This window comes from Rhizobium terrae (assembly GCF_003425685.1).
GTDB classification, from domain to species: Bacteria; Pseudomonadota; Alphaproteobacteria; order Rhizobiales; family Rhizobiaceae; genus Neorhizobium; species Neorhizobium terrae.
The window spans coordinates 351,579-365,010 of sequence record NZ_QJKM01000007.1 but is presented as its reverse complement, the minus strand read 5'-3'; the positions used below and the strand labels follow the sequence as shown (position 1 = coordinate 365,010).

Here is a 13,432-nt window from a genome sequence, read left to right as displayed (position 1 = left end):
TGGACGAGGTCGCCGGCGACGGTCACGCCGAATTGCTCGACGACGGCGCAATCGAGATCACTTTCGCCTATCACAACGGCGACGAGGCCGTCCTCAAGGCTAAACGAGAGACTTCTTCAACAGCCTGCTAGGCTCGACAAAGGAAGATTAACGGATTTTTGAAACGGGGAGCAACCTTGAACACCGACCGCCTCTTCGACCGCACACCCGTCAGCAGAACATTCGTCAACCGAGAATTACAGATAAGAGTCTTCGAAGACGCAGTGTTCTCCGTGCCATCTGACTCTTCCGACATCATCGCGTTCTATGGGCCAGGCGGTCAAGGCAAGACACAACTCTTGCTACGTATCGCGGGGATGTTCCAGAATCAGGTTGACCCCACCTACGGATTCGTTCGATGCGCCCGAATGAGCCTTATGGGCATGTCCTCCGATAATGCCGAGCAGTTTCTCATCTCTGCCAGGAATGCCTTTGCAGAGGTCGGAGTATCCACCCCCGGCTTTGATTTGACCTTAGCTTTGGTTTGGGAACGCTGGCGACCGGGTCAGCGCTTACCCGAACTCGCAAAGTCCTCAGCTTGGATTGGTCGCGGCCGAACGGCAGCCGATCTAAGCTTAGATTCGGTCGCCGATGCAGTTTCAGGTTGGATCAATAGCAACGTTGCGAGTGAAGCCATAACCAGCGTGGTCGGGGCTGTACCAGGAGTTGGCCCCATTGCTAAACTATTAGGAGGCTGGCTTATTGAAAAAGGCAAGCGGCACTGGGTGGAGAGGAGCTGCCAATATCTCCACGTACTCTTCGACAAAGAAGACCTTAAACCTCAGGCGGAGATTTTCGAGACCTTGCTATGCTGGATACTGGCGCAGGACCTAAACTCTCACGTAGAGACCAGCAAAGATAAGAAACTTCGGCTTGCGCTGCTCATCGATGAATATGAGCGCACCCTTGACGAAGGCGGGGGGGGCGCGAAATGGCGCACTAATTTAATTGAGCGCCAACTGCAAGTGTTGCTCAATGAAACTATTGGGATGCTGGTAGCGATCTTCGGGCGCGAGCGGTTGAAGTGGAAGGGCTCTTGGGAAGTGCGGCTGCGCGGCAAACAGCACAGCTTGAGCGGCCTGAAGCGCAAAGACGCTCAAATATTCCTGAAAGCAGTGCCGATACACGACGAAGAGGTTATTGCGGCCATCATTGAAGGCGCAAGAGAAGAAGATTCAGATGTTTCTTTAGTATATCCATTGATGCTTAATCTCCAAGTTGAGCATTGGAGCATCCTGAGTGCAACCGGGAGAAAAGTTAATGCCGCAGATTTTTTGCTACGGTCTACCTTTTTTCAGGAACGATGCCAGGAGTTGGTCCGGCGGCTCCTTCGCGACTACGGGAGCGATACACAGAAATTGCTGGAGCGCCTTGCGTTCTGCGAGAGGTTTGATGAACCCCTCTATCGCTTTCTTTGCCTCCACTTTAAATTGCCACAACTAGAGAACTCCTACGCAAAGATCGCAGCGCTCTCGATTTTCTCACAGGACGACTTCGGATTCTACCGGATGCATAAAGTGGTCGCTGATGCTGTCGGCGAAATAGTGACACCTTCCTTTGCCGTTGAAACAACGGCTAGTATTTTCGATTACTACACTCAGCAGACTTATGTTGAGAATAACCACCGCTTTAGGCAACGGCATATTTCTTCTTTACAGGAAGCACTAATATATACTACCCATCTTTCGACCGAAGAGATCGTTGATTGGCTACTCAAATATACAAATGTGCTTGCACATAGCCACTACATGAGCGAAGGAGCACAAATCTGGCGTTTAATCTATCATAGATGCCTTAGCGAACTTGGAGACACCAACCGTCGGACACGTGCCTCTGGCTTTACCTATGCAGAATTCTTGCTGGGGTTGGGGGCCGCTGAGGAAGCTGGTGAGACAATCGACCGGCTCGTCGCCACTGGCGGACCGCCAAGCACATTAGCAATCGCCAATCTTATATGGTTTTCCCCCACTGCGAACGCAGCGCAACGTTGGATTGAAGATTTCAAGGCCAGAATTGCCTCCGCCCGTGCGCCTGTGCCTGAAGCGTTGCGGCAACGTGCGTTTGCAGCCTACTTGCAAAAGCAACGCGATCTTAAATCGGCCATGACTGCATTCGAGGAGATAGAGTCGTTCGGCGCAACGCCTCATGCGGTGTTCTACAACATTCTCATAGAGTTATCCGCCAGCTTTGATGGCACAATCGCTATCCTCGAAATGATGAAGAATTCAAAAGTAACTCCATCGGATCATACTTATGCTTTGGCGCTACTTTTCTGCAATGATCTTCAGGAAAGGCAGACGATTGACTCAGCACTGAGGTATTTTAATCTGCAACTTGGTGTTATTCATTATAATATAATGATTGATAAATCGAAAGATTTTCATTCTGCGAGACGCGTGTTGAGTACAATGAAGTCGCGCGGCGTAACTCCAAATATAATTACATTTACGACCTTAATAAAAAAGTGTGATAATAGTATTGACAGCAGAGAGATTTTTGACGATATAATTTCCATGAATATTATTCCAGATGAGGTTACATTCTATTTTCTTATAAAGAATGAGACGACATATGCCGATTGCATATCATTACTTCGAAAGATGGCGAGGTACTCGTTGCGTCCAAGCAAGGAGATATTCGCTCTGGTGTCGAGGAGAATTACAAATTTAAATGAACTTCGATCTTTTGTTACAGAGCTGCAATCTGAAGAATTTTTGATCAATTCCCATATCATCGTCCCTGCAGTGAGAGAGATAATCAGGGCTTCACCCGCTGATGAGTGGAACGCAAAATTGAACGAGCTGATATCTTTTTTGAAAGATATTTCGATTGACCTGGATGCGTTCTTTTTTACCCAAATTAGCAATGTTGCGCCAACTTCCGCACTAATTTCGGAATTGATAGACCAGTGCTTAGAGAAAGGGATCACTCCGGACAATGGTGTGATTGCCAGAGCCATAACCCTAACGTCTGACGGGGGCGACGCACAGCGTACTTTTGATGAATTTATACGAAAAGGAATCACCCCATCAACTATGATGGTGAACGAGCTTGTCCACAAGAAAGGATATGACGACGGAGATCAAATATTATCGATCTTAAACAGCCTTAACTGCCAACCAAATTCTTTGACTTACAGCTACATCATGCTCGCATGCAGTACATGGAAGGAGCGTATTGTTTGGGCTTCCCGTATGATTTCGGCTGGATTGGCAGTAAAGGATGCAATTTCTTCTATTATAGCGAAAGGAGTAGATAACCTGGAAGATGCTATGGCCTGTGGCGATAATTTGCGACAACTAGGGGCCGAATTGGGACAATCGTATTTCAGTACAATTGCAAAGATTCTAGCACAGACACTGGATGCCGAAGAGTTTTTTGCCTGGCATAGGAATGAAGCGTCACGCTACATAGAACCCATAGCAGCGGCGATAAAGGCACTTGCAGACTCTGGCGCTATAGCAAAATCCTTCGATTTGGCAATAAAGTACCCGTTCCTCCCCGCCGCGCGTGCCTTCTTTCGCAAATTCCCTGAGGAATCCTACTCGCTCCTACAGACTAGGCAGAGCACCGACGAACCCTTCCAAAATACATACGCGTTAGCCTACTGGAGCTTAGCGCAGGAAGATTACGAGGCAGCGTTTGACTGGCTTTCTGCCGCCCTTAGCTATACCGAAGACCCTGTCGTCTCAGAGGACATCAGGACTGAATTGGGCAGGATAAGGCCGGATAGCTTGAACGATAGCTTTTAATTTGGCGATTAATGTAGCACATCGTGAGAAGGTTATGGCCGCCGGCGGCCGCAACCTCCAAGGCTCGTTTGGCGCTTTCCTGGCCCTTGATGTCGGCAAGATCCGGAAGGTTGGCAGGTGTGGCACGGATGGCCGGATGCGGCCGCGATATCACCTGCGTGTCACGAAAATGGTTGGCGAGCTGGATCAGGCTGCGCGGCGCGACAATGTCGATATCGGCCCCCGCCCAGGCAGCCTCGGCACCGCTGTCGGCCGGGCAGATCAAGTCCCTTGCCCATGGCGTTCGCGCCGACCGCCGCCGGCAGGGCGCCCGCTACGGGTGCCAGCGTACCGTCGAGGTTCAGTTCGCCGATCACCACATAGTCGGCCAGGGCATCGGCGGGAATGGCGCCAAGCGCCGCCATCAGGCCAAATGCTATCGGCAGGTCGAAATGCGACCCCTCCTTCGGCAAGTCGGCCGGCGCCAGGTTGACCGTGACCTTCTTGGGCGGCATGGCGAGCCCGGAGGCATGCAGAGCCGCCTGCACCCGCTCCCGGCTTTCGGCCACGGCCTTGTCCGGCAGGCCGACAATATGCATGTTGACCTTGCCAGGGCCTACCATGACCTGCACGTCGACCGGAACGCCCTCTATGCCCTGGAATGCAACCGTACTGACACGCGCAACCATGCTTCCCCACTCCTAACATCATGTTCCGGAGCCTGAAGCGATACACGCTTTCCGCGCCAGCGATTGCAATCTGGCATGGAATTCGGAACGAAACAAGAACATTCATCGAACAATTTCGCGCATCCGCTGCATCTAGGTTGCATAAGATTGCGCAATCGGAACAAAGGCGAACCACATGTCAAACAAAGCCGGGCCGCCTCTTCCAAGAGATTGGAAAACCGACCCCTCGTATCAGCCGCGTTTCGTCTCGATCGCATCCCAGAGCAGGCTCGCGACGTCGGCGCCACCGAACTTCTTCACTTCGCGGATGCCCGTCGGAGAGGTGACGTTGATCTCGGTCATGTAATCACCGATCACGTCGATGCCGACGAAGAGGAAGCCGCGTTCGCGAAGGGCCGGACCGATGCGGGCGCAGATTTCCTTCTCGCGCTGAGTGATCTCCGTCGCTTCGGCGCGCCCGCCGACATGCATGTTGGAGCGGCTGTCATGTTCCGCCGGAACACGGTTGATGGCGCCGACCGGTTCGCCGTTCACCAGCAGGATGCGCTTGTCGCCCTTTCGCACCGCCGGCAGATAAGCCTGGGCGATATAGGGTTCGCCGCGATACATCTGGCCGAACATTTCGAGCAGCGATGTGAAGTTCCGGTCGTCGCGGGCCGAATGGAAGACGCCGGCGCCGCCGTTGCCGTAAAGCGGCTTCAGAATGATATCGCCCATTTCCTGGCGGAAGCGGGCGATTTCCGAGGGATCGCGCGAAATCAGCGTCGCAGGCATCAGGTCGGCGAATTCGGTGACGAAGATCTTCTCCGGCGAATTGCGCACCCAGGCCGGATCGTTGACGACGAGCGTCTTCGGATGGATACGCTCGAGAAGGTGCGTCGAGGTGATATAGCCCATGTCGAAGGGCGGATCCTGGCGCAGGTGTACGACGTCCATCGTCGAAAGGTCGATACGTTCCTTCTCGCCGAGCGTGAAATGGTCGCCCTTCACGTCGCGGACCTGCAGAGGCTCGACGGCTGCAAAGATCTTGCCGTCGCGCATGGTCAGGCGATCGGGCGTGTAATGAAACAGTTCGAAGCCGCGCGCCTGCGCTTCGAGCGCCATGGCAAAAGTGGAATCGCCGGCAATGCTAATGCCGGAGATATGGTCCATCTGGAACGCGACCTTGCGGATTTTCGCCATGACTTCAGCCCCCTAGAATTGGCCCGCCTGATGTAGGATGGCGGGCCCGCAAAGGCAACCGGTCAAAGCGATGGGAGTCGCGGGCAATTGCGGATGCAAGGCTGCGGCACCCGTCTCTGCGCTGGCCGATCAGCCGGCGAGGCCTATCTGGGGCTTCGGCCTCAGCGCGTTCTTCAGCCTGTAAAGGAAGGAAAGCGGCGCCGGAAACGGCTTGCGCAGGAAGGCAACTTTCTTGACGTAGTTGTCGATCCGCCACGTGGCCCAGGTACCGCCCTTGAAATACGCGACATCGCCGGCGCGAAGAATGCGTTGCGTGCCATCCTCGGCAGTCACGTCCACCTCGCCTTCGAGGATGACGACGGTCTCGTCCCAGCCGAAGAACCAGCGGAAGGAGCCTGCCGTGCAATCCCACACGCCGGTCGCGGCGCATTCGTCTGCGGCCTTGGAATGGGCGGCGGCGCGGGCCTGCGGATTGCCGGACAGGACCCAACTCGGCTCGATCGGCAGAGGCTTCATTTCAAGCGCATCAGGACAAGCTCCGACGAATGTCGTCACCGGCCGCGGTTCCGGCGCGTAGGACTTGTATCGTACCGCGATTGCCGCGGCGGTCGCGGCCAACATATGCCAGCTCATTTCGCCCCCTTTACCTCATGCAGTCAGGGGACAATAGCGCCGAAGCGTAAGCCGCCGGTTCAGGTCGATGCTACAATTTTAGCGATCGACCGACTTTAGGCCAAGCGATCAGACGACGGGCTCGGCCGGCGCAAGCTTCGCCTCGGCTGGCACATTGCCGGGCAGGCGCTTGCCGGTGTCGGCGGCGAAGAAATGCAGGCGCTTTGCATCGACGGCAATGCGCATTTCGGGAGACAAGACGATTTCCGGCGAAACCGCGACGGTGATTTGCTGATCGCCGATCAGGCCGTGAATGAGACGCTGGGCGCCGAGCTCCTCGGTATATTCGAGGCGGAAGGGGAGCGCGTCTTCGTCCGGCGCCGCGATGCGCATATCCTCAGCGCGGACGCCGACGGTGACGGCACCCGAGGTCGGCGCAAAGCCGTTGAGGCCGATCATCGCGGGACCGATCGCCAGCCTGTCGCCGTGCAGTTCACCCTTGACGAGGTTCATGGCCGGCGAGCCGATGAAGCTCGCGACGAAGGTGGATGCCGGCGCATGATAGACTTCCAGCGGCGCGCCGATCTGCTCGATCCTGCCGCCGTTCAGCACGACGAGGCGGTCGGCGAGCGTCATGGCCTCGAGCTGGTCGTGGGTGACGTAGATCGAGGTCGTGCCGAGGCGGCGCTGCAGGCGCTTGATCTCGCCGCGCATCGAGACGCGCAGCTTGGCATCAAGGTTCGACAGCGGCTCGTCGAAGAGGAAGGCGGCCGGCTTGCGGACGATGGCGCGGCCCATGGCGACGCGCTGGCGCTGACCGCCGGAAAGGGCACGCGGCTTGCGCTCGAGATACTGGGTGATCTCCAGCATGCGGGCAGCTTCGGCGACGCGGGCGTCGATCTCGGCCTTCGGCGTGCCGCGGTTCTTCAGGCCGTAGGCGAGGTTGTTGTAGACCGTCATATGCGGGTAGAGCGCATAGTTCTGGAATACCATGGCGATGTCGCGGTCGGCCGGTTCGATATTGTTGACGACGCGGCTGCCGATCTTCACTTCGCCTTCGGAAATCGTCTCCAGGCCGGCAATCATCCTGAGCAGCGTGGACTTGCCGCAACCGGACGGGCCGACCAGAACGATGAATTCGCCGTCGGCGATATTCAGCTTGATATCCGTGACGGCGCGCACGCCACCGGTATAGATCTTGCCGACGTTTTCGACATCGATGGAAGCCATGATTATTTCTCCGTCTCGACCAGGCCTTTGACGAACAGGCGCTGCATGAAGATGATGACGAGCACCGGCGGCAGGCCCGCCAGGATGACGCCGGCCATCACGAGGTTCCACTGGGTATCGCCATCAAGCACCGAAGCAAGCCGCTTGATGCCCATGACGACGGTGTAATAGTGCGGCTCCGTGGTGATCAGCATGGGCCAGAGGTACTGGTTCCAGCCGTAGATGAACATGATGATGAAGAGCGCGGCGATATTGGTGCGCGACAGCGGCAGCAGGATGTCGCGGAAGAATTTCATCGGGCCTGCGCCATCGACACGGGCGGCTTCCATCATCTCTTCCGGCACCGTCAGAAAGAACTGGCGGAAGAGGAAGGTGGCCGTCGCCGATGCGATGACCGGGATGACCAGACCGGAATAGGAATTCAGCATGCCGAGATCGGCGACGACCTTGTAGGTCGGCAGGATGCGCACTTCCACCGGAAGCATCAGCGTCATGAAGATGACCCAGAAGGCGAGCACGCGCAGCGGAAAGCGGAAATAGACGATCGCGAAGGCGGAAATGATCGAGATGGCGATCTTTCCGATCGCGATCAGGATGGCCATCAGCAGGCTGTTCGCCAGCATCAGCATGAATGGCGGCGCACCGGCGGTCGATTCACCCGAGCCGAGCAGATAACCGTAGTTGGCGGAAAGCTGATCGCCAGGCAGAAGCGGCACGATGCCGGTCATGAAATCCGTCGCGCCGCGCGTCGAGGCGACGAAGGCAAGATAGACCGGAAAGACGACCGTCAGCACGCCGAAGATCAGGATCAAATGGGTCAGAAAGGTGAGAAAGGGACGATTTTCGACCATCACGACACCTCAGTACTGAACTTTGCGCTCGATCCAGCGGAACTGGACGACGGTGAGGGCAATCACAATCAGCATGAGAATGACGGATTGTGCGGCCGACGGCCCGAGGTTCAGACCGATGAAACCGTCGGCATAGACCTTGTAGACCAGGATGTTGGTGGATTGCGACGGGCCGCCGGACGTGGTCGCGTCGACGATGCCGAACGTATCGAACATCGCGTAGGTGATGTTGATGACGGCAAGGAAAAACGTGGTCGGCGACAGGAGCGGAAAAATCACGGTCCAGAAACGCTTGAACGGACCGGCGCCATCTATGGCGGCGGCTTCGCTCAGAGACTGGGGCACCGATTGCAGGCCGGCGACGAAGAACAGGAAATTATAGGAAATCTGCTTCCACGCGGCGGCGATGATGATCAGCACCATGGCGTCGCCGGTGTGAAGGCGATGGTTCCACTCGTAGCCGAGGAAGCTCAGGAAATAGGGAATGATGCCGACGCTGGGATTGAACATGAACCACCAGAGAAGGCCGGCGGCGGCCGGCGCCACGGCATAGGGCCAGACCAGCAGCGTCGTGTAGAACCGGCCGGAGCGCAGGACCCGGTTCACCGCGACGGCGAACATCAGCGAGAGGCTCATCGACAGGAGAGTGACGCCGACCGAGAAGACGAAGGTCGCGCCGAGCGCATTGAGATAATCCGGATCGTCCAGGAGACGCGTGTAGTTCGCAAACCAGACGAAGGTCTCCTTCAGGCCGAAAGGATCCTGGCGGAGGAACGACTGGCGGATGGCCTGGGCGGCCGGCCACACGAAGAAGATGAGTGTGATGATGAGCTGCGGTGCCAGCAGGAAATAAGGCAGGATGCGGCTATGAAAAACGGTGCGCTTGGTTTGCATGGCGAGGCGTGCCCATGGAAATGCCCTCCCCAGAAATCGGGGAGGGCTTGATGGCGAGACAGATGCTTAGTTCGAGTTCGCGGCTTCGAATTCGCGCAGGATGGCGTTGCCAGCCTTGGCGGCATCGTCGAGAGCCTGCTGGCCGGTCTTCTTGCCGGAGAGCACGGCTTCGAACTGCTGGTCGACCAGGTCACGGATCTGCGTCAGGTTGCCGAAACGAAGGCCCTTGGAATTGTCGGACGGCGTACCCCGCATGATCTGCTTGATGGCGATGTCCGAACCCGGGTTCTTTTCATAATAACCCTGCTTCTGGCCAAGCTCGTAGGCGGCATTGGTGATCGGCAGGTAGCCGGTGTACTGGTGCCAGTCGGCCTGGACTTCCGGCTTCGACAGGTAGGTGAAGAACTTGGCGGCGCCCTTGTAGACGTCGGGGTTCTTCTGGCCGTTCAGGACCCAGAGGGTGGCGCCGCCGATGATGGAGTTCTTCGGCTCCTTTGTGACGGTGTCGTCATAAGGCATCGGCGCGAAGCCGACCTTGAAGCCCTTGGCGTTGTTGATGACGCCGGCGCGCGAAGCGGAAGAGCCCATGTAGACGGCGCACTGCTGCGAGTAGAAGCTCGGAGCGGTTTCAGCGCCGCCACCCGGGCCGCCGTATTTGAATACCTTAGCATCCTGCCACTTCTTCAGGTTATCCCAGAAAGCGGCCTGTTCCTTGCCGTTGAACTTGAACTCGGTCTTCAGGCCGCCGAAACCGTTCTGCAGCGTGCCGAAGGGCAGGTTTTGGATGGCGGAGTAATTTTCGAGGCCGACCCAGGTCGCAGCGTAGGACAGCGTGAAACCACACTGGGCAGCGCCGGAATCGACGATCTTCTTGCCTGCTGCGGCGAGTTCTGCCCAAGTCTTCGGAGCGACTTCCGGATCAAGGCCGGCCTTCTGGAAGACGTCCTTGTTGTAGTACATGATCGGGGTCGAGGAGTTGAACGGCATCGACAGGATATTGCCCTGCGCGTCCGAGTAATAACCGACGACCGGGGCGAGGAAGCCCTTCGGATCCCACGGCTCCTTGTTGTCGGCCATCAGCTTGTAGACCGGATAGACGGCGCCCTTGGCGGCCATCATCGTGCCCGTTCCGACTTCGAAGACCTGGACGATCGCCGGCTGCTGGCCAGCGCGGAAGGCGGCGATGGCGGCGGTTAGGGTTTCCGGATAGGTGCCCTTGAAGACCGGAACGACCTTGTAGTCGCTCTGACTCTCGTTGAACTTCTGAGCGACTTCTTCGAGCTTCTTGCCGAGCTCACCGCCCATGGCATGCCACCAGGTCACTTCGGTCGCGGCAAGCGACGAGGTGGCCGACAGGGCAACCGCGAGCGCAGCCATCGAAAGCTTCTTGAACATTTTGACGTCCTCTCCACCTTGGTTGGGTTTGAGGATCGCAATAGGGCGCGGCTGTGACAGGACCTTAACAGTTTTATGTCACTAATGTTACATTGCACAGCCATGCAAAAATTTCACGGGACTGTCAGAAAGCGTCCGGAAAATGCCGTGGCAAGCGCCTCGGAATCACCGCGACGACGTCGTAACGCTGTGACAGGCATGCCGCATCCTGGCGCTTGGAAAGCCATAGATCGCTCGCGGCACGGATGCGTTTCTGGGCAGAGTAAGCAACCGCGTCGACCGCCTCCCGTTCACCTGTCCTCGCCTTCACTTCCACGAAAACCACCAGATCGCCCCTGCGGACGATGAGATCGATCTCGCCCAACCTGGTGCGATAGCGCAGGGCGAGGATGCGATAGCCTTTGGCCAACAGAAAAAGTGCCGCGATATATTCGGAGACATGGCCCCAGCGCTCGGCCTTCCGGCGCCCGGCCTTCCGCTTGAGGCTCGCATCATTCTCCGCCACCTCACTCGTCCTTCATGTCGAGAAGTCGCTGGTAGAGGTCCTTTTTCGCAAGACCTGTGAGACGGGCCGCTTCGGCGGCAGCCTTGGAGGCGGGCATGATGGAGGACAGTCGCCGCAGCAGTTCCCCCACCTCCACTTCGCCGGGCATTTCGCCGGCCTCCGGCGGGGCAATCAGCAGGACAATCTCGCCCTTCACGGTGCGCGCGTCATCATAATAAACGCTGAGTTCCTCCAGCGTGCCGCGGCGGAATTCCTCGAAGGTCTTCGTCAGTTCGCGGCAGACCGTCGCCGGGCGGCTCCTGCCGAGCACATCAGCGGCTGCAGCAACGGTGGCGCCGATGCGGTGCGGGGATTCGAAAAAGATCAGCGTTGCCGGCACGTTCGAAAGCTCGGCAAGCCGGTCCCGCCGTCCCTTGTCCTTGACCGGCAGAAAACCGGCGAACAGGAAGGCATCGGACGGCATGCCCGATCCGACCAGCGCGGCGAGCGGCGCGGATGCGCCAGGGATCGGTACAACCTTGTGGCCCGCCTCGATCGCCATCCGCCCCAGCCGGTAACCGGGATCGGAAACGAGCGGTGTGCCGGCATCGGAGACCAGCACCACGGATCTGCCCTCTGCGAGCGCGGCCATGAGCTTCGGCCCCACCTCGTCGGAATTGTGCTCGTGATAGGCATAGGGCCGGTTGACGATGCCGTAGCGGTCGAGGAGCACGCGGGTGACCCGCGTGTCCTCGCAGGCGAGAACATCGGCCCCCGATAAGGTTTCAAGCGCCCGCAGCGTTATGTCTCCGAGATTGCCGATCGGCGTCGCAACAAGGTAAAGCGCCGGCTCCAGCGGCCGTGCGGGCACGAACGTATTGGCCACGCGATAACCGCGCTGGCTGTTCTTCGGTTCATCGGTCAAGGGGCGTCACTTGGAAGATGGTTCTCATGGCCCTTTATGAGCAAGCGCGCCGGCTTCGGCAAGTAACGCGTTCAACGGTCTCGGGCGCCGGCTACGCATATTTCTGTGTGCAGCGCGACGAAGAGGCGCGAAATGACTTGCCAAGATCTTGTTCACCTCTTGCTTTTCAAACCTGTTGTCTGCCATTTTGCCGGTCCACATCATCCGGCTTGCCCAAAGCCGGCAGAATATCAGGGGTCCGGCCCTGCCGGATTGCCACGGTCGAAAGCGATAGCGTCCATGCGTATTACTCTTGAGCGGTCCAATCTTCTGAAATCGCTGAACCACGTGCATCGCGTGGTCGAGCGGCGGAATACGATCCCGATCCTTTCCAACGTGCTGATGCGCGCCTCCGGCGCCAGCCTGGACCTGAAGGCGACCGATCTCGATCTCGAAATCACCGAAGCCGTGCCGGCCATGGTCGAGACTGCGGGCGCCACGACGGTGCCGGCGCATCTGCTCTATGAAATCGTCCGCAAGCTGCCGGACGGCTCGGAAGTACTGCTCGCCACCACTCCGGACGGCGGCGCCATGACGGTGCAGTCCGGCCGCTCGAAATTTTCGCTGCAATGCCTGCCGGAAGCGGACTTCCCGGATCTCACCGCCGGCGCCTTCACGCATACCTTCAAGCTGAAGGCGACCGATCTGAAGATGCTGATCGACCGCACCCAATTCGCGATCTCCACGGAAGAGACCCGCTATTATTTGAACGGCATATTCTTCCACACGATCGAGGCCGGCGGCGACCTGAAGCTGCGCGCCGTCGCCACCGACGGTCACCGCCTTGCCCGCGCCGACGTGCAGGCCCCCTCGGGCTCCGAAGGCATGCCGGGCATCATCATCCCCCGCAAGACGGTCGGCGAGTTGCAGAAGCTGGTAGACGATCCGGAAGCCGTCGTCACCGTCGAGGTTTCCGACGCCAAGATCCGGCTGACGATCGGCACGATCGTGATGACCTCGAAGCTGATCGACGGCACCTTCCCGGACTACCAGCGCGTCATCCCGACCGGCAACGACAAGGAAATGCGCGTCGATTGCCAGAGCTTCACCAAGGCGGTCGACCGTGTTTCGACCATTTCGTCCGAGCGAGGCCGCGCTGTAAAGCTGTCGCTGACCGACGGCCAGCTGATGCTCACCGTCAACAATCCGGATTCGGGCAGTGCTACGGAAGAAGTGGCGGTCGGTTACGACAACGACCCGATGGAAATCGGATTCAACGCCAAATACCTGCTCGACATCACCGCCCAACTTTCCGGCGACGATGCAATCTTCATGCTGGCCGATGCCGGCTCTCCGACGCTGGTGCGCGATACGGCGGGCGACGATGCACTCTATGTCTTGATGCCGATGCGCGTCTGACT

10 protein-coding genes and 1 pseudogene are annotated in these 13,432 nt (G+C 57.9%); 2 read left to right on the top strand and 9 right to left on the bottom strand.

Features of this window, described 5'->3' with window-relative positions; translation table 11 throughout:
* Positions 1–176 precede the first annotated feature (176 nt).
* Positions 177–3,791, top strand: coding sequence for a pentatricopeptide repeat-containing protein (locus DMO26_RS15755; protein ID WP_117193088.1), 3,615 nt, complete (start codon positions 177–179; stop codon positions 3,789–3,791).
* A 25-nt stretch (positions 3,792–3,816) separates the two neighbouring features.
* Here the strand turns inward: DMO26_RS15755 and DMO26_RS15750 are convergent.
* The 9 genes and pseudogenes from DMO26_RS15750 to rsmI all read right to left on the bottom strand — a co-directional run.
* Positions 3,817–4,459, bottom strand: a pseudogene (locus tag DMO26_RS15750) (magnesium chelatase domain-containing protein); the annotation flags it as partial.
* A 231-nt stretch (positions 4,460–4,690) separates the two neighbouring features.
* The gene (gene gshB / locus DMO26_RS15745) at positions 4,691–5,641 is read right to left on the bottom strand and encodes a glutathione synthase (protein WP_117193087.1); all 951 of its coding nucleotides are present in this window, start codon (positions 5,639–5,641) and stop codon (positions 4,691–4,693) included.
* A gap of 129 nt (positions 5,642–5,770) precedes the next feature.
* Positions 5,771–6,274 (bottom strand): cupin domain-containing protein, encoded by a 504-nt coding sequence (locus tag DMO26_RS15740; protein ID WP_117193086.1) that lies wholly within the window; start codon positions 6,272–6,274, stop codon positions 5,771–5,773.
* Positions 6,275–6,382: 108 nt separating this feature from the next.
* Positions 6,383–7,483, bottom strand: coding sequence for a sn-glycerol-3-phosphate import ATP-binding protein UgpC (locus DMO26_RS15735; protein ID WP_117193085.1), 1,101 nt, complete (start codon positions 7,481–7,483; stop codon positions 6,383–6,385).
* Between the two features lie 2 nt (positions 7,484–7,485).
* Entirely contained in the window at positions 7,486–8,334 is an 849-nt protein-coding gene (ugpE, locus tag DMO26_RS15730) for a sn-glycerol-3-phosphate ABC transporter permease UgpE (protein ID WP_117193084.1), read from the bottom strand.
* Between the two features lie 9 nt (positions 8,335–8,343).
* A complete protein-coding gene (gene ugpA / locus DMO26_RS15725) occupies positions 8,344–9,228 on the bottom strand; it encodes a sn-glycerol-3-phosphate ABC transporter permease UgpA (protein WP_117193083.1) in 885 nt (294 codons plus the stop codon).
* Positions 9,229–9,294: 66 nt separating this feature from the next.
* The gene (gene ugpB / locus DMO26_RS15720) at positions 9,295–10,623 is read right to left on the bottom strand and encodes a sn-glycerol-3-phosphate ABC transporter substrate-binding protein UgpB (protein ID WP_117193082.1); all 1,329 of its coding nucleotides are present in this window, start codon (positions 10,621–10,623) and stop codon (positions 9,295–9,297) included.
* 124 nt (positions 10,624–10,747) lie between these two features.
* Positions 10,748–11,128 (bottom strand): YraN family protein, encoded by a 381-nt coding sequence (locus DMO26_RS15715; RefSeq protein ID WP_117193081.1) that lies wholly within the window; start codon positions 11,126–11,128, stop codon positions 10,748–10,750.
* A 1-nt stretch (position 11,129) separates the two neighbouring features.
* Entirely contained in the window at positions 11,130–12,032 is a 903-nt protein-coding gene (gene rsmI, locus DMO26_RS15710; protein ID WP_117193080.1) for a 16S rRNA (cytidine(1402)-2'-O)-methyltransferase, read from the bottom strand.
* A 279-nt stretch (positions 12,033–12,311) separates the two neighbouring features.
* Between rsmI and dnaN the strand changes: the two genes are divergently transcribed.
* Complete coding sequence (dnaN, locus tag DMO26_RS15705) at positions 12,312–13,430, top strand: DNA polymerase III subunit beta (RefSeq protein WP_117193079.1); 1,119 nt, start codon at positions 12,312–12,314, stop codon at positions 13,428–13,430.
* Positions 13,431–13,432: the final 2 nt, after the last annotated feature.

Excerpts from the sequence above, each read along its gene's own strand:
- gshB (WP_117193087.1), bottom strand. The coding sequence starts at position 5,641 with ATGGCGAAAATCCGCAAGGTCGCGTTCCAGATGGACCATATCTCCGGC.
- DMO26_RS15740 (WP_117193086.1), bottom strand. The coding sequence starts at position 6,274 with ATGAGCTGGCATATGTTGGCCGCGACCGCCGCGGCAATCGCGGTACGA.
- DMO26_RS15735 (WP_117193085.1), bottom strand. The coding sequence starts at position 7,483 with ATGGCTTCCATCGATGTCGAAAACGTCGGCAAGATCTATACCGGTGGC.
- ugpE (WP_117193084.1), bottom strand. The coding sequence starts at position 8,334 with ATGGTCGAAAATCGTCCCTTTCTCACCTTTCTGACCCATTTGATCCTG.
- ugpA (WP_117193083.1), bottom strand. The coding sequence starts at position 9,228 with ATGCAAACCAAGCGCACCGTTTTTCATAGCCGCATCCTGCCTTATTTC.
- ugpB (WP_117193082.1), bottom strand. The coding sequence starts at position 10,623 with ATGTTCAAGAAGCTTTCGATGGCTGCGCTCGCGGTTGCCCTGTCGGCC.
- dnaN (WP_117193079.1), top strand. The coding sequence starts at position 12,312 with ATGCGTATTACTCTTGAGCGGTCCAATCTTCTGAAATCGCTGAACCAC.